Origin of the sequence: Streptomyces sp. A0642, from assembly GCF_004795105.1 — a bacterium.
Classification (GTDB): domain Bacteria; phylum Actinomycetota; class Actinomycetes; order Streptomycetales; family Streptomycetaceae; genus Streptomyces.
The window spans coordinates 95,607-113,659 of record NZ_SSBL01000023.1; the positions used below are offsets into that span (position 1 = coordinate 95,607).

General features: G+C 71.6%; 19 protein-coding genes and 1 tRNA gene. 2 read left to right on the forward strand and 18 right to left on the reverse strand.

Going from position 1 to position 18,053, the window contains the following annotated elements; all coding sequences use genetic code 11:
- Positions 1-14: 14 nt before the first annotated feature.
- The 3 genes from E6R60_RS29225 to E6R60_RS29235 form a co-directional block, all read right to left on the reverse strand.
- Entirely contained in the window at positions 15-833 is an 819-nt protein-coding gene (locus tag E6R60_RS29225; RefSeq protein ID WP_136329689.1) for a YceI family protein, read from the reverse strand.
- A gap of 211 nt (positions 834-1,044) precedes the next feature.
- Positions 1,045-3,534 carry an MFS transporter gene (locus E6R60_RS29230; protein WP_136329690.1) on the reverse strand — a complete coding sequence of 830 codons (2,490 nt, stop codon included), beginning with the start codon at positions 3,532-3,534 and terminating at the stop codon, positions 1,045-1,047.
- 23 nt (positions 3,535-3,557) lie between these two features.
- Entirely contained in the window at positions 3,558-4,079 is a 522-nt protein-coding gene (locus tag E6R60_RS29235; protein WP_136329720.1) for a MarR family winged helix-turn-helix transcriptional regulator, read from the reverse strand.
- A gap of 673 nt (positions 4,080-4,752) precedes the next feature.
- Here E6R60_RS29235 and E6R60_RS29240 point away from each other — a divergent pair.
- Positions 4,753-4,965, forward strand: coding sequence for a hypothetical protein (locus tag E6R60_RS29240; RefSeq protein WP_136329691.1), 213 nt, complete (start codon positions 4,753-4,755; stop codon positions 4,963-4,965).
- Between the two features lie 30 nt (positions 4,966-4,995).
- On the opposite strand, the gene E6R60_RS29245 is transcribed toward E6R60_RS29240, so the two are convergent.
- The 9 genes from E6R60_RS29245 to E6R60_RS29285 all read right to left on the reverse strand — a co-directional run bounded on the left by E6R60_RS29245 (position 4,996) and on the right by E6R60_RS29285 (position 10,909).
- On the reverse strand, positions 4,996-5,835 hold the full coding sequence (locus tag E6R60_RS29245; protein ID WP_136329692.1) for a hypothetical protein: 840 nt from the start codon (positions 5,833-5,835) through the stop codon (positions 4,996-4,998).
- A gap of 56 nt (positions 5,836-5,891) precedes the next feature.
- On the reverse strand, positions 5,892-6,758 hold the full coding sequence (locus tag E6R60_RS29250; protein ID WP_136329693.1) for an RNA polymerase sigma factor SigF: 867 nt from the start codon (positions 6,756-6,758) through the stop codon (positions 5,892-5,894).
- A 234-nt stretch (positions 6,759-6,992) separates the two neighbouring features.
- Positions 6,993-7,799, reverse strand: coding sequence for an RNA polymerase sigma factor SigF (locus E6R60_RS29255; RefSeq protein ID WP_136329721.1), 807 nt, complete (start codon positions 7,797-7,799; stop codon positions 6,993-6,995).
- 331 nt (positions 7,800-8,130) lie between these two features.
- Positions 8,131-8,424 (reverse strand): Dabb family protein, encoded by a 294-nt coding sequence (locus E6R60_RS29265; RefSeq protein WP_136329694.1) that lies wholly within the window; start codon positions 8,422-8,424, stop codon positions 8,131-8,133.
- A gap of 10 nt (positions 8,425-8,434) precedes the next feature.
- On the reverse strand, positions 8,435-8,599 hold the full coding sequence (locus E6R60_RS36855) for a hypothetical protein (RefSeq protein WP_168713694.1): 165 nt from the start codon (positions 8,597-8,599) through the stop codon (positions 8,435-8,437).
- Between the two features lie 571 nt (positions 8,600-9,170).
- Positions 9,171-9,255, reverse strand: a tRNA-Ser gene (locus E6R60_RS29270).
- Positions 9,256-9,333: 78 nt separating this feature from the next.
- Positions 9,334-9,762 carry a tRNA adenosine(34) deaminase TadA gene (tadA, locus tag E6R60_RS29275; RefSeq protein ID WP_240802722.1) on the reverse strand — a complete coding sequence of 143 codons (429 nt, stop codon included), beginning with the start codon at positions 9,760-9,762 and terminating at the stop codon, positions 9,334-9,336.
- Positions 9,763-9,855: 93 nt separating this feature from the next.
- On the reverse strand, positions 9,856-10,428 hold the full coding sequence (locus E6R60_RS29280; RefSeq protein WP_136329695.1) for a hypothetical protein: 573 nt from the start codon (positions 10,426-10,428) through the stop codon (positions 9,856-9,858).
- A 247-nt stretch (positions 10,429-10,675) separates the two neighbouring features.
- The gene (locus tag E6R60_RS29285) at positions 10,676-10,909 is read right to left on the reverse strand and encodes a hypothetical protein (RefSeq protein ID WP_136329696.1); all 234 of its coding nucleotides are present in this window, start codon (positions 10,907-10,909) and stop codon (positions 10,676-10,678) included.
- 103 nt (positions 10,910-11,012) lie between these two features.
- Between E6R60_RS29285 and upp the strand changes: the two genes are divergently transcribed.
- Positions 11,013-11,648, forward strand: coding sequence for a uracil phosphoribosyltransferase (upp, locus tag E6R60_RS29290; protein ID WP_136329697.1), 636 nt, complete (start codon positions 11,013-11,015; stop codon positions 11,646-11,648).
- Positions 11,649-11,890: 242 nt separating this feature from the next.
- Here upp and E6R60_RS29295 read toward each other — a convergent pair whose 3' ends face one another.
- The 6 genes from E6R60_RS29295 to E6R60_RS29320 all read right to left on the reverse strand — a co-directional run bounded on the left by E6R60_RS29295 (position 11,891) and on the right by E6R60_RS29320 (position 17,927).
- Positions 11,891-12,493, reverse strand: a complete 603-nt coding sequence (locus E6R60_RS29295; RefSeq protein WP_136329723.1) for a LytR C-terminal domain-containing protein — start codon at positions 12,491-12,493, stop codon at positions 11,891-11,893.
- 175 nt (positions 12,494-12,668) lie between these two features.
- On the reverse strand, positions 12,669-12,965 hold the full coding sequence (locus tag E6R60_RS29300) for a type II toxin-antitoxin system VapB family antitoxin (protein WP_136329698.1): 297 nt from the start codon (positions 12,963-12,965) through the stop codon (positions 12,669-12,671).
- A gap of 176 nt (positions 12,966-13,141) precedes the next feature.
- Positions 13,142-13,762, reverse strand: a complete 621-nt coding sequence (locus E6R60_RS29305; protein ID WP_136329699.1) for an HhH-GPD-type base excision DNA repair protein — start codon at positions 13,760-13,762, stop codon at positions 13,142-13,144.
- A 133-nt stretch (positions 13,763-13,895) separates the two neighbouring features.
- Positions 13,896-15,143 (reverse strand): DUF6596 domain-containing protein, encoded by a 1,248-nt coding sequence (locus E6R60_RS29310; RefSeq protein ID WP_240802717.1) that lies wholly within the window; start codon positions 15,141-15,143, stop codon positions 13,896-13,898.
- A gap of 13 nt (positions 15,144-15,156) precedes the next feature.
- Positions 15,157-15,570 (reverse strand): YciI family protein, encoded by a 414-nt coding sequence (locus tag E6R60_RS29315; RefSeq protein WP_136329701.1) that lies wholly within the window; start codon positions 15,568-15,570, stop codon positions 15,157-15,159.
- Between the two features lie 167 nt (positions 15,571-15,737).
- A complete protein-coding gene (locus E6R60_RS29320) occupies positions 15,738-17,927 on the reverse strand; it encodes a TerD family protein (RefSeq protein WP_136329724.1) in 2,190 nt (729 codons plus the stop codon).
- Positions 17,928-18,053: the final 126 nt, after the last annotated feature.

Below are 18,053 nucleotides of genomic sequence, written 5' to 3' on the forward strand. Positions count from 1 at the left end.
CCTACGACCGCCGGTCAGACGGCCGGCAGGGAATCGCCCTGCACGGCCTGGATGTCGAGCTCCACCCGCAGCGTCGTGCCGATCGCCGAGATGCCCGCCTGGACGACCTGGTTGTAGTTCATCGCGAAGTCGTCGCGGCGCAGCTCGGCCGTGGCGCGGAACGCCGCGCGGACGCCGCCCCACGGATCGGGGCCGGTGCCGAGGTAGCTGAGGTCCAGGTCGACCGGGCGCTCCACGCCGTGCAGCGACAGTGCGCCGTGCACGGTCCAGCGGTCGGGGCCGGCCGGGGTCAGACCGCTGGAGCGGTAGGTGATGTCCGGGAAGCGGTCCGTGTCGAGGAAGTCCGGGGACCGCAGGTGCTTGTCCCGCATGCCGTTGCCGGTGTCGATGCTCGCCGCGTCGATGACCGCGTCCACGCGGGAGTGCGCGACGTCCTCGGCGATCTCGATCCGGCCGCCGAAATCGGTGAACCGGCCGTGCACGCTGGAGATCCCGAGGTGCTGGGCGACCGCGCCCACCGAGGAGTGCGCCGGATCCAGCGACCAGGCGCCCGGCGGCGGCAGCTCCACGCCGCCCTGGCGCGCCAGCACCACCGTGCCGGCCTCGACCCGGCCGCTCGCCGTGACGAGGGCGGTGGAGGCGGCGGGGGCGTACCCGACCGCCGTCACGATCACGGTGTACGCCCCGGCGGACAGCAGCCCGTCGGTGCGCACCGCCCCGTCCTCGTCGGCGGCGGCCCGCAGCACCTGCGTACCGGTCATGTCGGTGACCGTCACGACCGCGTGCTGGACGGCCCAGCCGTCCCGCGTGCGTACCTGTGCGCGAAGTCCCATCCCGTTTTCTCTCCTTGCGTCCTTGCTCAATGGCCCGCCCGCTCCCGGAACGGGTCACTCAATGAGTCGGGCCCCGGGGCGGGGACGGCAGGCCGTCCCCTGCCTGCCGTCCCCACCGCCGGGGCCCATTTTCCGCCGGCCCGGACAGCCTCTCCGCTCGAAGTGCCGTCCCGCCAGGGGTCCTACGTGTCCGGGAGTGTCCCCGGACGGGTCACTCGCCCGGGTGGGCGAGCTCGATGTCGTGGCCGTCGACCCCGCGACCGGCCACGGTCAGGGAGCCGGCCACCGGCGGGTAGCCGGTCGCGATGACCGAGTACTCGCCCGCGTCCAGGTCGGCGAAGGCGTACGCCCCGTCGTCCCCGGTCGTCGAGGTGGCGACCACGTTGCCGGCCGCGTCGACGAGCGTGACCCGCGCGTCGGGCAGCGGCCGCCGACCGGAACCGGCGCGCACGACGCCCTGCACCAGCGCACCGGACTGGAGCGCGACGTCGACCCGGGTGACACCCTGGCCGCCGATCTCCACCGGCAGCGCCAGCGGACGGAAGCCGACCGCGTTGACCGCGACGGTCACCGCTCCGGGGACCAGCTCACCGAAGGTGAACTCGCCCGCGTCGCCCGACTTGCCGGTGGCCAGCACGTCGCCGCGCACATCGGTCACGATGACCATGGCGCCCTCGACCGGCGTACCGCCCTCGGCGGCCCGCACGGTCCCGGCCAGGCCGCTCGTACCGGCGAGCAGGATGTCGTACGTGAGCGGCTCGTCGCCGACGACGACGGTCGAGGCCTGCGGCTGGAAGCCGTCGGCGGACGCGATCAGCACGTACGAACCGGCGCCCGGGGCGTCGAGACCGTAGCTGCCGTCGGCCTGCGCGGCGGAGATGCCCAGCTGCCGGCCGCCCAGCGAGATCAGCGTGACGGCCGCCCGGTCGACGGGCGCGCCCTCGGCGCCGCGCACCACACCGCGGACCGCGGTGCCCTGCACGGCCGCCGGCGGGGCTGCCGGCGCGTCCTCCTGGGTGGCCACGGCGTTGACGCCGGCGGCTGCCTCGGAGACCTGCCCGGTCGTACCGGACGGAGCCTTGGCGAGCTCCACGGTCTCGGCCGGAGCCGGGGCGTCGTTGGCCGCGTTCGTCCTCAGCGCGACTTCCTTGATGAAGATCGTGATCAGGAAGGCGACCAGCGCGGCCGGAGCGGCGTACAGGAAGACGTCACCGACGCCGTGCCCGTAGGCGGCCTCCACGACCGTGCGGAACGGCGCGGGCAGCGCGTCCAGGTCGGGGATGCCCCCGCCGCCGGTGCCGCCGTGGCCCAGGGCCGCGCCCTGAGGGCCGAGGTCCGCGAGACCGTCCTTCACGTAGTGCGTGACCCGGTTCGCCATCACGGCGCCCAGCGCGGAGACGCCGATGGCGCCACCGAGCGAACGGAAGAACGTGACGACGGAGCTGGCCGAACCGAGGTCCGCCGGGTCGACCTGGTTCTGCGTGGCGAGCACCAGGTTCTGCATCATCATGCCGATGCCGAGACCCATCACGAACATGAAGATCGCGATGTGCCAGTACTCGGTGTCGTACCGGATGGTGCCGAGCAGGCCGAGGCCGGCCGTGATCAGGAAGCCGCCGCTGACCAGCCAGGCCTTCCAGCGGCCCGTCTTGGTGATGACCTGGCCCGACACGGTCGAGGACAGGAACAGACCCGCGATCATCGGGATCGTCATCACACCGGACATCGTCGGCGACTTGCCGCGCGCCAGCTGGAAGTACTGGCTGAAGAAGACGGTGCCCGCGAACATCGCGACGCCGACGAAGAGCGAGGCGAGCGAGGCCAGGGTGATCGTCCGGTTGCGGAAGAGCCGCAGCGGGATGATCGGCTCACTGGCCCGGGACTCGGTGAAGACGAAGAGCAGCCCCAGGACCACGGAGCCCGCGAGCATCGCGCCGGTCTGCCAGGACATCCAGTCGTACTTGTCGCCCGCGAAGGTGACCCAGAGGAGCAGCAGCGAGACGGCGGCGCTGATGAAGAAGGCGCCGGTCCAGTCGACCTTGACCTCGCGCTTGACGACCGGGAGCTTCAGGGTCTTCTGGAGCACGACGAGAGCGATGGCCGCGAACGGCACACCCACGTAGAAGCACCAGCGCCAGCCCATCCAGCTGGTGTCGGTGATGACACCGCCGAGCAGCGGGCCGCCGACGGTGGCGATGGCGAAGACCGCGCCGAGGTAGCCGCTGTAGCGGCCGCGCTCGCGCGGGGCGATCATCGCGGCCATCACGATCTGGGCGAGGGCGGAGAGACCGCCGACGCCGATGCCCTGCACCACACGGCAGACGATCAGCATGCCGCTGCTGGTCGAGAGACCGGCGACGACCGATCCGGCGACGTAGATGACGAGGGCTATCTGGACCAGCAGCTTCTTGCTGAACAGGTCGGAGAGCTTGCCCCACAGCGGGGTGGTCGCGGTCATGGCCAGCAGCGAGGCCGTGACGACCCAGGTGTAGGCGCTCTGGCCGCCGCCGAGGTCGGAGATGATCTCCGGCAGGGCGTTGGTGACGACGGTGGACGACAGAATCGCGACGAACATGCCGAGCAGCAGCCCGGTGAGCGCTTCCATGATCTGCCGGTGTGTCATCGGCACGCCGTTGGAGGGGTCGTTCCCCCCGTGCTTGGCGTGGCCGCCCCGCACACCGGTTGGTGTGGTCGTAGCCATTTAAATCCTTGTCTTTGCTTCTGTTACACGGGTGTACGGGTGTACGAGCCGTCGTGGCTGTCGGTGGGCCGGGGGCGGCAGTCGCCGCTGTGCTTCCCCGGGGCACACCCGCCGGCGCCGCGACAGGAGAAGCTGTCGCGCAGCCGGGCCAGCAACGTGTTGAGCTGTCCGACCTCGTCGTCGGACCAGTCCTGAAGGTTGTGGGCGAACATCTCGGTCGTCCGGCAGTTCAGCTCACCGAGCACTCCCTCGCCCGCGGGCGTCAGCCGCAGGATGCGGGAGCGCTTGTCCGCCGGGTCGGGGGACCGCTCGATCCAGCCGCGTTCCGCCACATGGGCGACGTGCCGGCTGGTCACCGACATGTCGACGGCGAGGAGCTCGGCCAGTCTGCTGATCCGTATCTCGCCGTGCTGACTCAGCAGAGCCAGTACGGCCGCCGAGCCGGCGGGGCATTCGGCGGGGAGGATGCGGGCCAGGCCCCGTTTGACGGCGCCGACTGCGCTGAGCTGCCGGGCCAGTTCTTCGTACTGACTCCGCGCGGCCACGGGACCCCCAGACATCTCGCCGGTCATCTTGTTGCTTAGGGCAACCATAGAAGCTGTTGGTTGCTGCAGGCAAACGAAGAGGGGCTTGCAGAAGTAAAGGAAGGCAAAAGGCTGTGTAGGGCGCGGGTCAAACACCCAGCGTGTGCGGTGCGCGTGCGCCGGATGTGGCGTGCGCCACCTCGGGGGAGGAGCGGGGGGCGCTTCGACGGCCGGGTCGGGGCCGTCGCCGCCGGCTGCTTGGGGTGTCCGTGCGGCGGGGTGGGGTCGACGCTGCCGGGGGTCCGGGGTGGCCCGTGGGGTGGGGTGGGGTCGACGTCGCCGGGGGTCCGGGGGTCCGGGTGCCGGTGCGGGTCGACGTCGCCGGGTGTCCGTGTCCGGGGTGGCCCGTGCGGTGGGGCTCGGCCCCGTCGGGTGTCCGGGGGTCCGGGTGCCCGTGCGGCCGGGGCGGGTCGACGTCGCCGGGTGTCCGTGTCCGGGGTGGCCCGTGCGGCTGGTTCGGGGCCGGCGCTGCCGGTTGCCGGGGGTGGTCCGTGCGGCCTGCGTTCGGCCGGACGTCTTCCGTACTCCTCCTTACTTCTCCGTCCTTCTCCTTCACCGGTTCCCCGGTTATGGCCGTGCGCCTTCACCGCCCGGGGGTTGGGCCGTTGCGCCGAGTTCGCTAGGGTCCTGCGACATGGCACACAATCCCCACGCTCCGCAGGGTCCCGAGGGCAACAGCGACCCGGCAGGCAACACCCAGATGTTCCGCGCCTTCGTCGACGAGGGCGAGCCGCAGCGCCGGCAGCAGCCCGCCGCCGTGTCCTCCGGACCGAGGACCGGGCTCATCGTCGGCATCGTCGCCGTGATCGTCGTGCTCGGCGCCGTCGCCTGGCTCGCCCTCGGCTGACCGGCCCTCAGGCCGCGTCGCAGTCCCCCGTCACTTCCAGACGGCGGTCACGTCCCGGGTCTCGACCCGCATGCCCAGGGGCACCCGCCAGGCGTCCACACAGACGGTGTACGTCCTCTTCCGCGCCGCTCCCGCGCCGATCGGCACGGGCAGCGGCGCTGTCGATTCCCGGGTCGCCCAGTCGATCCCCAGCGCGCCGATGATGTGCGTGGCGAACGTGACGGTGCCCGAGCGTGCCGGTGAACCGCCGGTGTTGCGGAATTCCAGGGTCACCTTCTCGCACCACCGCTCGTCCGCCGCCGCGCGCACGGGCACGCCGGCCACGACGACGGCGGGCCCGGCGGGGGCGGGTGAGCCGGGCGCGGACGGGGACGCGGGGGCGTCGGGCGGCGTGGAGTTCGCGGAGCCGCCCGACGGACCGGAGCTCCTCGGCGGTGTACCGCTCGTGGGACGGGCTCCTGGGGCCGCCGGAGTCCCTGCCGGGCGCCCGGACGCCCCGGGGTGTGCGGGCGCCGTACCGGCACCCCCGGAAGCTCCCGTACCGCCGTCCCGCGCCGAGGCGCCGGCGGTGGCACCGGCCGAGGCGCCGGCCGAGGATCCGGGCGACGGCGAGCCGCCCGAAGGTTCCCCCGCCCCTTTCCCGCCTCCGTCACCGGCCCCGTCCAGCGGGATCAGAGTGACCTTCCCCGAGGGCGCCACCGCGCCGGAGGGCGACCGGCCCCGGCCCGCCGCGGCCGCGCCGACCGCCGTGTAGCCGTCGCCCGCCCCGTCTCCACAGCCCGCCAGGACGCCGCCCAGACACAGCACGGCCGCCGAGGCGGCGATCGCTGTGCCCCGGCGGCCGGGCCGGCCGAACGTCTGACGTCGCATCGCGACAGTGTGTCTGACGGTTAGTCAATTCGGAACCCCTGAGCGGGGTGTCCGGATCAGTCGGCGATGAGCCCCTCCCTGAGCTGGGCGAGCGTGCGGGTCAGCAGACGCGAGACGTGCATCTGCGAGATGCCGACCTCCTCGCCGATCTGCGACTGGGTCATGTTGGCGAAGAACCGCAGCATGATGATCTGGCGTTCGCGTGGCGGGAGCTTGGCCAGCAGCGGCTTGAGCGACTCGCGGTACTCGACGCCCTCCAGCGCCGCGTCCTCGTAGCCCAGCCGGTCGGCCAGCGAGCCCTCGCCACCGTCGTCCTCGGGCGAGGGCGAGTCCAGCGAGGAGGCCGTGTAGGCGTTTCCGACGGCCAGGCCGTCGACGACGTCCTCCTCGGAGACTCCGAGCGCCTTGGCCAGCTCCGGCACGGTCGGCGAGCGGTCGAGCTTCTGCGCGAGCTCGTCGCTCGTCTTGGTGAGGGCGAGCCGCAGCTCCTGGAGCCGGCGCGGCACCCGCACCGACCACGAGGTGTCGCGGAAGAAGCGCTTGATCTCACCGACGACGGTGGGCATCGCGAACGTGGGGAACTCGACTCCGCGTTCGCAGTCGAACCGGTCGATCGCCTTGATCAGGCCGATCGTGCCGACCTGGACGATGTCCTCCATGGGTTCGTTGCGGCTGCGGAACCGTGCCGCGGCATAACGCACCAGCGGCAGGTTGAGCTCGATGAGTGTGTCCCGCACATAGGCGCGCTCCGGAGTGTCCGTTCCATCCGGGCCCGGTGCGGGGCCCAGCGCGGCGAGCCGCAGGAACAGGGAGCGGGACAGCGTGCGGGTGTCGATGGCTTCCGACGAGCTGGTGAGCACAACGGGTGCGGGTGCGCTCTTCGTGAGCGTGAGCACCTTCGAGCTGCCCTGTTCTGCGGACATGCCACCCCCTTGAGGTCGCGGACGGTCGCGGTGGCCGCGACCATCGGAGGAACGCTGCCTCCACCTGAATACCGGAGGGGAGGCAGCGGCAAACGCGGTTCCCGCAGAATGTCACATGTCGGCAACACGCTGTAGTGACTTGTCGACAAGTTCTGGGGGTGTACGCCCAGTTAACAAGGGGTGTGCGGCTTTTGGCGCGCGCGGATTGCTCCAGGACCGGTCTACCCGATCCAGCTACGCTTCGATCCTGTTTGCGGATCGAAGTCGGGCGAAACTTCGGGCCAGGAGTCTTGACACATGCATCTGGGAGACTCCGAGTTCGGCGCTGATCTGGGACTGCGTCAGATTGCTGTAGTACCGCAGCAGCAGGATCCGCTGCTCGCGTTCGGGCAGTTGTACGAGCAGGTGCCGGACCAGGTCGCGGTGCTCGACGCCGGCCAGGGCCGGGTCCTCGTAGCCGAGCCGGTCCAGCAGGCCGGGCAGCCCGTCGCCCTCCTGGGCGGCTTCCAGCGAGGTCGCGTGGTACGAGCGGCCCGCCTCGATGCAGGCCAGCACCTCGTCCTCGGAGATCTTCAGCCGCGCGGCGATCTCCGCGGTGGTGGGGGAGCGGCCGTGGGCGGTCGTCAGGTCCTCGGTGGCACCGGTGACCTGGACCCAGAGCTCGTGCAGCCGGCGCGGTACGTGGACGGTCCGCACGTTGTCCCGGAAGTACCGCTTGATCTCACCGACGACGGTCGGCATCGCGAAGGTGGGGAACTGGACCCCGCGTTCGGGGTCGAACCGGTCGATGGCGTTGATGAGGCCGATCGTGCCGACCTGGACGACGTCCTCCATCGGCTCGTTGCGGCTCCGGAACCGCGCGGCGGCGTACCGCACGAGAGGCAGGTTCGCCTCGATCAGCGCCGCCCGGACCCGCCCGTGCTCCGCGGTGCCCGGCTCCAGCCCCTGGAGCCGGCCGAAGAGGACCTGGGTGAGCGCCCTGGTGTCGGCGCCCCGGGTCCTGGCGGGTGCGACGGTGTCGTCGGGCGTCTCGGTCTGGATCGTCTGGACCGCCTGTGCGGTCTGTGCGGTCTGGACCGTCCGGGCGGTCGCGGTCTGGGCGGCCTGGGCCGTCCGGACCGGTTGGCCCGCCTGGATCGGCTGGGCCGCCTGGACGGTCTGGGGAGGCACTTGAGGCGCTGTACTGGCCGGCACGGTGACGCCACCCCTTCGCGGTCAACTTCGGTCAACTCATCCGTCAAAAGCGGTCATAGCATCACAAGACATGTCCACTATGTGCAAGCACCCCATAGCGCCGTGTTGACCTCGAATCGGTTTAAACACAAAGAAAGCCCCTCACCGCCATGGTGAGGGGCTCGCAGGGCCGAAGCCGTCAGAACGGGTAGTCCGCGATCACCCAGGTGGCGAATTCACGCCACTGCGCGGCGGCGGCCTGGTGGGCCGGATGCTCGATGTAGCTCTTGAGCGCGGCCTCGTCGGCGACGGCGGAGTTGATGGCGAAGTCGTAGGCGATCGGCCGGTCGGTGATGTTCCAGGCGCACTCCCAGAACTCCAGCCCGGGCACCTTGTCCGCCAGCCCCCGGAAGGCCTCCGCGCCCGCGACGACCCGCGGATCGTCCCGCTCGACGCCGTCGTTCAGCTTGAACAGGACCAGATGGCGGATCATGGGGTTACTCCTACTTCACGAGCTCGGACATGAAGTCGCCGACGCCCTGTGCGGCGTCCGAAACGCCTTCGAACCCTACCTGGACGAGGTCGGCGGCCCGGGCGGGGGACGTGATGATCGTGTACAGCACGAAGACGACTATCACGTAGAGAGCGATCTTCTTCGCTTGCACCATCAGCCCCTGACTCCCCTTCGATCCCCTGTGCGGTCGGGCGAGTCTATCCGCACGTATGGCCGTATCGGCCTGTTGTTTCCGATCACTCATGCGGTCTTTAAGGACCAAGGACCCGGCGATCGGGGCCCTTTGCCCGCCCGCGCGGCTTGTGCGCCGCGGCAGGATGGAGGTGAGCCCAGCGGATTCGGCAGGAATCCGAGGGGCGAGGAACAGGACCTCACTGTGGGTCCCGCCGCGGCCTCCCCCGATCGCGGCAAGGACCGGCAGGTCCTGTTCTCACCGGGGGAGGCGGCTTGTCCCCCCGATGCCGCCTCCCCCGACCTGCATCCACGGCCATGGCCCCGGACCCGACCGCCGTCGGACCCGGGGCCACTGTCGTACCCGCCGCACGCCGGCCGGACGGAATCGGCCGGGCGCTTGCGGCCGGGCGGCCCCGCTCCGGGAGCCAGCGGTGCGGGCGGCGCCGGTACGGGCGCGATCGGCCGGGCGTCAGCGTCAGCGGCACGGCCGCCAGCGGCACGGGCGGAAAACTCGAAGGGCCCGACGCTGTGCGTCGGGCCCTTCATAAGAGCGGTAGCGGAGGGATTTGAACCCTCGGTGAGTTTCCCCACACTCGCTTTCGAGGCGAGCTCCTTCGGCCGCTCGGACACGCTACCGAGAGAGAGCTTAGACCATCTCGGCCGTCCGTCGAAATCCGATTCCCCGCACGACCGCGGCGATGCCGTGGGCGCAGGTCAGCGGTCGCGGAAGAAGGCCGTCAGGAGCGCCGCGCAGTCCGTCTCCAGGACGCCGTGGATCACCTCGGGGCGGTGGTTGAGCCGGCGGTCCCGTACGACGTCCCAGAGGGAGCCGGCCGCTCCGGCCTTCTCGTCCCGGGCGCCGTAGACGACCCGGCCCACGCGGGACTGCACCAGGGCGCCCGCGCACATCGTGCAGGGCTCCAGGGTGACGACGAGGGTGCATCCGGACAGCCGCCACGCGCCCAGGGCGGCGGCGGCCCGGCGCAGCGCGAGGACCTCGGCGTGCGCGGTGGGGTCGCCGGTCGCCTCACGTTCGTTGTGGCCCGTGGCGAGCAGTGCGCCGTCCGGGGCGAGGACGACGGCGCCGACCGGCACATCGCCGGCCGCCGCCGCCCGGGCGGCCTCGTCCAGGGCGCGGCGCATGGGCGCCCGCCACGGGTCCCGTACGGGATCGTGCAAGGGGTGCTGCGCTGGGGACGGGTCGTGCGGGTGCGGTGCTTCGGTCACCCGCGGACCCTAACGGACGGTCTCCAGGACCTCGGCCGCTCCCAGCGCGTCCGCGATCTCCGCCAGGGCGTCCGTCCGCAGCATCAGCAGCTCCGCCTCGGGCAGCCCGAGGTCGGAGAGCACCCCGGTGTCGCCGAGCGGACCGGCCGGTACGGCGTCGGCGTCCGGCCCGTCGTCATCGTCGTCGGTGGCGTGGTCGGTGTCGGTGTCGGAATGGCCGGGGGGTCCGGGTTCGCCGTCCTCCGTACCGTCGAGGCCGACGAGTTCCTCGAGGGCGGCGATCGAGTCCTCGGCCTCGGGTTCGCGGCCGAGCAGTTCATCGGTGAGCAGGATCTCCCCGTACGAGGAGCGGGCGGCTGCGGAGGCGTTGGAGACGAAGATGCGCGGGTCCTCCTCACCGTCCACCCGGACGACGCCGAACCAGGCGTCCTCCTGCTCGATGTAGACGAGCACCGTGTCCTCGTCCATCGAGGCGTCACGGGCCAGATCCGTCAGGTCGGACAGGGTCTCCACATCGTCCAGCTCCGTGTCGCTCGCTTCCCACCCGTCTTCGGTGCGCGCGAGCAGTGCGGCGAAGTACACCGTGACTCTCCCACTGTCTGAGAGGCTCTCGTTCGGATCGGGCCGGATCACGCAGCGGAGTCCGATCCCAACGAAAGACCCTGGGTGTGTCGGTCCGGCGGGAGGCAGTCGGTGCTCCGGCTGCCCTGCGTCCCGCCCATCGGAATCGTGGCAGATACGAGGGCTCCGCGAGAGCAGTTCCGCCGTTGCGTCGGCCATCAGTTCTCTCCGACGCCGCCACCTGGGGGTTTCTCCGGCGGTCGGACGCCTACCAGCGGAACGTCCGCATCCGCATGGCCTGGCGCATTCTGGCGGCTTTGACCCGGCGCGGCTGGACCCGGTCGCGGAGCGCCTTGGCCTCGTTGAGCTCGCGGAGGAACTGGGCGCGGCGTCTGCGTCGCTGCGCCTCTGTCTCCGGCGCGTCCTGCGCCTCTGTCTCCGGCGCGTCCTGCGCCTCCTGCGGGTCCGGGCCGCCCCGCTGCTGCTTCGCCCCGTCCGGCATCGGCTCATCACCCCCAGGCTGGGTCCTTATGCCCCCACCTTCCCTCCGAAGGTGCGGTTGATGCCAGCGCACGGGCACGGGCCGCGCGGTTACTGTTGGTGCCATGCGGATCCACGTCGTCGACCACCCGCTGGTCGCGCACAAACTCACCACCCTGCGCGACAAGCGCACCGACTCCCCGACCTTCCGGCGCCTCGCCGACGAGCTGGTCACCCTGCTCGCGTACGAGGCCACCCGCGATGTGCGCACCGAACAGGTCGACATCGAGACCCCGGTGACGGCCACCACCGGCGTGAAGCTGTCGCACCCGCGGCCCCTGGTCGTGCCGATCCTGCGGGCCGGTCTCGGCATGCTCGACGGCATGGTGCGCCTGCTGCCGACCGCCGAGGTGGGCTTCCTGGGCATGATCCGCGACGAGGAGACGCTCCAGGCGTCCACCTACGCGACCCGTATGCCGGAGGACCTCTCGGGCCGCCAGGTGTACGTCCTGGACCCGATGCTCGCCACCGGCGGCACCCTGGTCGCGGCCATCCAGGAGCTGATCAAGCGGGGTGCGGACGACGTCACCGCGGTCGTGCTGCTCGCGGCGCCCGAGGGCGTCGAGGTGATGGAGCGCGAGCTGGCGGGGACGCCGGTCACCGTGGTCACCGCCTCGGTCGACGAGCGGCTCAACGAGAACGGCTACATCGTGCCGGGCCTGGGCGACGCGGGGGACCGGATGTACGGCACCGCCGGATAGCGGTCAGCAGCATGTGGGACGGCGACGGCCGGGGCGCTCCAGGAGCACCCCGGCCGTCGTGTTCGTCGGGGCACTGCGGGAGTCCCGGCCGTCGTGTTCGTCCGGGCGCTCCGGGAGTCCCGTGGCCGACGTGTTCGTCCGGGCGCTCCTGCCCTGCCCCGGGGCAGGGCCGTGTCAGGCCCGTCCGCCGCGTGCCGTCCAGGAGCACCCGGGGCGTCGCGTCCGGCCGCCCGGTGCGGGCCTCAGCAGGAGGACGGTGCCGGGGCCGGCTTCGTCAGCGCGGTCAGCGCGGTGGCGGCCGCCTGCGGGGTGCTGAACGCCTTGAACTTCGTGCCGATGATCAGATCGACGTCCCCGCTCTTGCGTGCGTCGGTCTTCGTCGCCGCTCCGGGCAACTGCGTGCCGAGTACGGGGAACGTGCCGTTGGCCGCGGTCGGGGCGCCCAGCAGCAGACCGGTGCCGGGGACCTTCTTGTCGTACGCGGCGGTGGCGTTGCCCACCTTGCCGATGGTGAAGCCGCGCTTCTTCAGCTCGTCGGCCGCCGCCTTGGCCAGTCCGCCACGCGGGGTCGCGTTGTAGACGTTGACCGTGATCTTGGCGGGCTTCGGCAGGATCTTCGCGGGCGCGGGCGCGGACGCCTTGGCGCTCGGGCAGTCCGCCTTGCGGTCGGCGGCACTGGCCTGCTTGTCGCCACCCGTGAAGACATCGATGAGCTGCAGCGTGCCCCATCCGGCGAGCCCGAGGGCGGCCACGGAGGCGACGGTCGCGAGGACCAGTTTGCTGCGGCGGCGGGGGCGCCGCATACGCGGGTACTTGTCACCCGTGATGCGGTACTTTCCGCCCATGCCGGGGGGAGTGAGCATGCTCATGGACGAAGCGTAGTGCGACCTGGTGATGATGACTATTTGATGATCGACGGATCGCACCCGTCCGAGTACGAAAGCACCCGAACGACCCCCGTCAGTGCCCCTCGGTGCCCGGCCGACCCCGGCGGCAGCCGGTCGTGACCGGTGCGGCGCCTCAGCCGAGGTCGAGCACGCGGGCGTGCAGGACCTGGCGCTGCTGGAGCGCGGCGCGGACCGCGCGGTGCAGCCCGTCCTCCAGATAGAGGTCGCCCTGCCACTTCACGACGTGCGCGAACAGGTCGCCGTAGAACGTGGAGTCCTCGGCGAGGAGCGTTTCGAGGTCCAGTTGGCCCTTGGTGGTGACGAGCTGGTCGAGGCGGACCGGGCGCGGCGCGACATCCGCCCACTGCCGGGTGCTTTCCCGGCCGTGGTCGGGATAGGGCTGTCCATTTCCGATGCGCTTGAAGATCACACGGAAAGCCTACCGGTCAAGGGCCTCCGGGCGCAGCCATGGCGGGTGACTGCGACGCCGGCCGGGGAGGCATATGGGCGCCCATTCCGGAATTGAGGCCGTGACGGACGAGGGCGCGGGGCGCGCTCGCGAGGGACGAGGGCGCGGGGCGCGCGAGCGGCAGGCCCCGGCGGGGCTCACCTTCCCTTGGCCGCCGCCTTCGCGGCCTTCGCGCTCTGCTTGGCCTCCTGCTTGAAGGCGCGGACCTCGGCCAGCGACTCGGGGCCGGTGATGTCGGCGACCGAACGGTGCGAGCCCTCCTCTCCGTACGGTCCCGCCGCCTCCCGCCAGCCCGGCGGGCGGACCCCGAACTGCTTGCCCAGGAGCGCCAGGAAGATCTGCGCCTTCTGGGTGCCGAACCCGGGCAGGGCGTTGAGCCGTTTCCGCAGGTCTGCGCCGGTGGTGGCGCCGGTCCACACCGCACTCGCCTCGCCGTCGTACTGCGCCACCAGGTACTGGCACAGCTGCTGCACCCGCTTGGCCATCGAACCCGGGTAGCGATGCAGGGCGGGTTTGTCGGTGAAGAGCGCGACGAAGGCCTCGGGGTCGTACGTGGCGATCTCATGGGCGTCCAGATCGTCCCCTCCCATCCGCTGCGCCAGTGCGTACGGGCCGGAGAACGCCCACTCCATCGGCACCTGCTGGTCCAGCAGCATGCCGACGAGGGCGGCGAGCGGGCTGCGTGCGAGAAGCTCGTCCGCCTCCGGCTGCTGAGCGATCCGGAGGGTGATGTCCTGGCCCTGGTGACTGTTGGTCATGGACCCGATGATTGCGAGCCGGACGGGCGACGGCCAGTGGCACCACCGCCCGTGCGACTGTTTGCAGCCGTTTGCCGACCTTCCGCGCCGTTTTCGTCGCTTCCCTGGCGTCCCGGAGAGGAGACGAGGTCCGTCAGCGGCCGAGGCGGTCCGCGCGCCCGTACAGATAGCGGGCCTCCGGGAGGCTCAGGGTCTTGGCGGCGGCCGAACGGTAGGCGGCGCGGGCGCCCTCCGTGTCCCCCGCCCGTTCCAGCAGGTGGGCGCGGACGGCGTCCAGGCGGTAGTGGCCCGCCAGCCGCTCCGCGAGGGCGTCGACCTCGGCCAGCCCGGCCCGCGGCCCGTGGACCATGGCGACGGCGACGGCGCGGCTCAGGGCGGCCATCGGCTCCGGGGCGATCCGTACGAGGACGTCGTACAGCGCCAGGATCTGCGGCCAGTCGGTGTCCTCGGCGCGCTCCGCCTCGTCGTGCAGGGCCGCGATGGCCGCCTGCACCTGGTACGGCCCGGCAGGGCCTTCACCCAGTGCCTCCTCGACCAGGGCGAGGCCCTCGGCGACGGCCGCCCGGTCCCAGCGGGTGCGGTCCTGCTCGTCCAGGGGGATCAGCTCGCCGTGCGCGCCGGTGCGGGCGGCGCTGCGGGCATCGGTCAGCAGCATCAGCGCCAGGAGCCCGGTCACCGCGCCGTCCCGGGGCAGCAGCCGGCGCACCGCACGGGTCAGCCGGATCGCCTCCCGGGCCAGCCCCGCGCGGTGCAGGGACCGCCCCGAGGTGGCCGTGTAACCCTCGTTGAAGATCAGGTAGAGCACCTGGAGCACGGCCGCCAGCCGCCTGTCCCGGTCGGCCGGTACCGGCTGGACGAAGGGGGCGCCCCGGATCCTCCGCTTCGCGCGGCTGATCCTCTGCGCCATCGTCGCCTCGGGCACCAGATGCGCCCGGGCGATCTCGGCCGTGGTCAGCCCGCCGACCGCCCGCAGCGTCAGGGCGACCTGCGCGGCCGGGGCCAGGTCCGGATGGCAGCACAGGAAGAGAAGGGTGAGGGTGTCGTCCTCGGAGGGCCCCCGGCCACCCCCCGGCACGGACGCGTCGGGCGCCGGCGCGGTGAACGCGTCCCGCGGCGTGAGCGCGGCCGCCTCCTCCTCCCGCACGCGCCGGGCGGCGTCGCTGCGGAGCCGGTCCACGAGGCGCCGGGAGGCGACCTTGATCAGCCAGCCCCGCGGATTGTCGGGCACCCCCTGCCCGGGCCACTGCCGCGCGGCGGCGATCAGGGCCTCCTGCACCGCGTCCTCGGCCGGGTCGAAGTGCCCGTACCGGCGCACCAGCGCGCCGAGGACCTGCGGGGCGTGCAGCCGCAGCAGGTCCTCGACCTCGGTGGTCCGTCTCACGCACCGCCTCCGCTCACACATCGCCCCCACCGCTGTCGATGGCCCGGATGACCACCGGACGGACGGGCGCGCCCGCGGGCGCCGGGCACCGGGTGACGCGCGCGGCGACCTCGGTGACCCGCTCCAGGCTCTCGCATTCGAGGACCCAGTACCCGGCGAGCACTTCCTTCGTCTCCCCGTACGGACCGTCGGTGATCACCGGCCGGCCGTCCTCGCCCGCGGTGACGAGCCGGGTCTTCGCCGGTTCGACCAGGCCCTGGGCGTCGATGAGCTCACCCGACTCGGCGAGATCGTTGGTGACCGCGCCCATGAACCCGAACATGGCCTGCACGTCCTCCTCGCTCCAGGCCGGACTGCCGGCGGACGCGTTCCCGCGCATCGCCTCGTAATCGGCCTGTGAGCCCTGCACCATCACCAGGTACTTCATGGTTCCGCTCCTCGATGCGTCCCTGCCGCCCCTCGCGGGCGACTCTCACAGGGGACGTCGGAGCGGGGCGGCGGATCTCGACACCGCGCCGCAGATCTTTCCCGGACACCCCGAGAACTCCCGGAACGGCCCAGGAGGGACGGACGCCGGGGTGACGCTTTTCGGGTTCAGGCGGGCACCGGGGCGTCGGCCGCAACCGCCGATGCAGGCGCTGCTACGTGCGCGCCCTCCGATGCCGCCCCCTTCGTACCCTCCTGTGGTCGGCGTGCGGTGCGGCGGTCTGCCGCGGGAAGATGCGCGATGACATGGGCGTGGAACCGGTCGACGGCATCATCGACACTGCGGATGAAGCCCGACTCGGCGTTGCCGCGGGAGAGGCCCATGCCCTTGAAGAGAGAGAGCCGGAAGCCGGTGATCCGGCTGCCGTCGGCGGGAAGCATGTCGCCGGGCTCCGGACGGAGCCGCTCCAGCGTGCCGCGCGGACCGCTGCGGCCGTCGAGCAGCGTTTCGACGTGGAGGTCGGCCGGCGCATCGGCCAGCTGCCGCATCAGCCGCTTGGCGGAGGCGAGGGGGTACGCGCCTTCCGGCGCCGGGATCTCCACCGAGGTGCGCAGCTTCCCGGTCCGAAGGTCGGCGACGATCGTGATGACGCCGGGCGAGTCCTCGACCCGCAAGCCGGCGGTGAGCCGGCCCTCCTCGCACAGCTGGTCGGCGAGTGCCGCCCGTCGCGACTGCGGAGTGGTGCCGCGCTGGGCGCGCTGGACGGGAAGCGTCTTCTGGCCCAGCTCACCGCCGAGCCGCAGACAGACCTGACGGATGAGGCGCTCCCAGCTCTCCACGACCTCGACGGCACGCGCGTCGCCCTGGCTGAGTGTCTCCGTGTCGATGCCGTTGCGTACGGGGATCCACGAGGGGCCCATGTTCTGGAAGCCGTGGCAGCCGGAGTTCTCATGCTGGAGGTAGTGCAGGAGCTCCTGGAGGAGCCAGGCGTGGGCGGCGTTGCCGACGCCCTCGTGCCGGATCAACATGTGTGCCTGATGGGCCACCTCGGCCCAGGACAGGTGCCGCAACGCGACCTTGTGCTTGCGCCGGCCGTCCGTCTTGACGTCGACGAGGGGACTGCCCTCCAGGGCCACGTCGTTGGACAGCGTGATCACGGCCTCGTACCCGCGCCGGGCGGCGATGTCCATGTAGTTCTGGACCTGCTCCGAACGCAGTACGTTCCCGTTCGTCTTCGTCTCGACCAGGGCGGTCCACAGCTTTCCCGCCCGCTCGACCCGGATCACGCCGTCCGGGCGCTTGGGGGTGTCGCCGTGGGGGAGCGAGACCTCTGTGAAGGTCTCCATGCGGCCGGCCGGAGCGCCGAAACCCGCCGTCAGCCGTCGCCCGAACTCCGGAACCTGGGCCATGACCGATAGCAGCACGGAGGTGGCCCGGACCTCCCGCTCCTTGTCGCTCTTGAGCGTCGGGGCGGGGAAGAGCCGTGCGGCGCTCCACGCGTCGTTTTCGGCCAGCGACTTCTTGACGACGGCCGGGAGGGTCACCTTCTTCTTCGCGGTGCGGGGGCCGCGGGCGCGCTTGGGCGGGGCGGCAACCGGATCCGAAGTCGTTGCTCCGGACGCCGGACTTCCTGTACCCGTGCCCTCTGGCCCGGCCGCCGGACTTCCGGCTTCGCGGACAGGTTGCCGTGGCACGGGGGCGGGATCCTGGACGACGGGCGGCGCCGCATCCTCACCGAGTGCGGGCACAGCCTGGGCCTCGGGCGCCTCCACAACCCGCCCCGCCACCGTGCTCTCGCTCGGGCCCTCGGCCTCTCCCTCGTCGTCGTCGACATCGATGCCGAAGTCCGTGGCGAGGCCGGCCAGTCCGGTCTCGTACCCCTGTCCGATGGCCCTGTACTTCCACTCCGTGCCGCGCCGGTACAGCTCGCCGAACAGGAAGGCGCTCTCCACCCCGGCATCCGCGATCGAGAACCCCAAAAGCACGTCTCCGGTGCGGTCGGACACCGTCATCCGAAGATCCTCGAGATCACCGAACCGCGACCCGCCGTAACGGCTCGCGGCCACCACGATGCGTTCCACATCAGCGGGCACGGCGGTCAGATCGAGGCTGATGCGGTCCTCGCTGCCGCCGTCGGTCGGGGTCTTTCCCAGCAGCTGCACGCTGCCGTCGGCCGCCGCCGGGTTGTTGTAGTAGAAGAAATCCGAGTCGCTGCGGACCTTGCCTACGCCGTCCAGCAGCAGGACGGACACATCGGCGTCGCCGTCCCCTGTGGTGCTGCTCCAGCTCAGACTCGCGATGACCGATCCGGCGTCGTCGCTGAGGTCTGCCAGGCCGACGTTGGCACCCTTGGTCATCTCGCGCATACAGTCCCCCAGACGCGCCGCCGTGTCGGGTGGCGCCCTGGCGGCAGCATGTGTTGATCCGTGACGCAGCGCAATCCGCCGCACACGAGGAGAACGGTATCGCCCAGATGGAGTACT

What these genes read in the sequence shown, in the direction of transcription:
- E6R60_RS29305 (WP_136329699.1), bottom strand. Translation starts at nt 13,762, where the DNA reads ATGACCAACAGTCACCAGGGCCAGGACATCACCCTCCGGATCGCTCAG.
- E6R60_RS29295 (WP_136329723.1), bottom strand. Translation starts at nt 12,493, where the DNA reads ATGGGCGGAAAGTACCGCATCACGGGTGACAAGTACCCGCGTATGCGG.
- tadA (WP_240802722.1), bottom strand. Translation starts at nt 9,762, where the DNA reads ATGCGCCGCGCCCTGGACGAGGCCGCCCGGGCGGCGGCGGCCGGCGAT.
- E6R60_RS29230 (WP_136329690.1), bottom strand. Translation starts at nt 3,534, where the DNA reads ATGGCTACGACCACACCAACCGGTGTGCGGGGCGGCCACGCCAAGCAC.
- upp (WP_136329697.1), top strand. Translation starts at nt 11,013, where the DNA reads ATGCGGATCCACGTCGTCGACCACCCGCTGGTCGCGCACAAACTCACC.
- E6R60_RS29285 (WP_136329696.1), bottom strand. Translation starts at nt 10,909, where the DNA reads ATGCCGGACGGGGCGAAGCAGCAGCGGGGCGGCCCGGACCCGCAGGAG.
- E6R60_RS29240 (WP_136329691.1), top strand. Translation starts at nt 4,753, where the DNA reads ATGGCACACAATCCCCACGCTCCGCAGGGTCCCGAGGGCAACAGCGAC.
- E6R60_RS29250 (WP_136329693.1), bottom strand. Translation starts at nt 6,758, where the DNA reads ATGTCCGCAGAACAGGGCAGCTCGAAGGTGCTCACGCTCACGAAGAGC.
- E6R60_RS29225 (WP_136329689.1), bottom strand. Translation starts at nt 833, where the DNA reads ATGGGACTTCGCGCACAGGTACGCACGCGGGACGGCTGGGCCGTCCAG.
- E6R60_RS29315 (WP_136329701.1), bottom strand. Translation starts at nt 15,570, where the DNA reads ATGAAGTACCTGGTGATGGTGCAGGGCTCACAGGCCGATTACGAGGCG.
- E6R60_RS36855 (WP_168713694.1), bottom strand. Translation starts at nt 8,599, where the DNA reads ATGGTGCAAGCGAAGAAGATCGCTCTCTACGTGATAGTCGTCTTCGTG.
- E6R60_RS29320 (WP_136329724.1), bottom strand. Translation starts at nt 17,927, where the DNA reads ATGACCAAGGGTGCCAACGTCGGCCTGGCAGACCTCAGCGACGACGCC.
- E6R60_RS29265 (WP_136329694.1), bottom strand. Translation starts at nt 8,424, where the DNA reads ATGATCCGCCATCTGGTCCTGTTCAAGCTGAACGACGGCGTCGAGCGG.
- E6R60_RS29245 (WP_136329692.1), bottom strand. Translation starts at nt 5,835, where the DNA reads ATGCGACGTCAGACGTTCGGCCGGCCCGGCCGCCGGGGCACAGCGATC.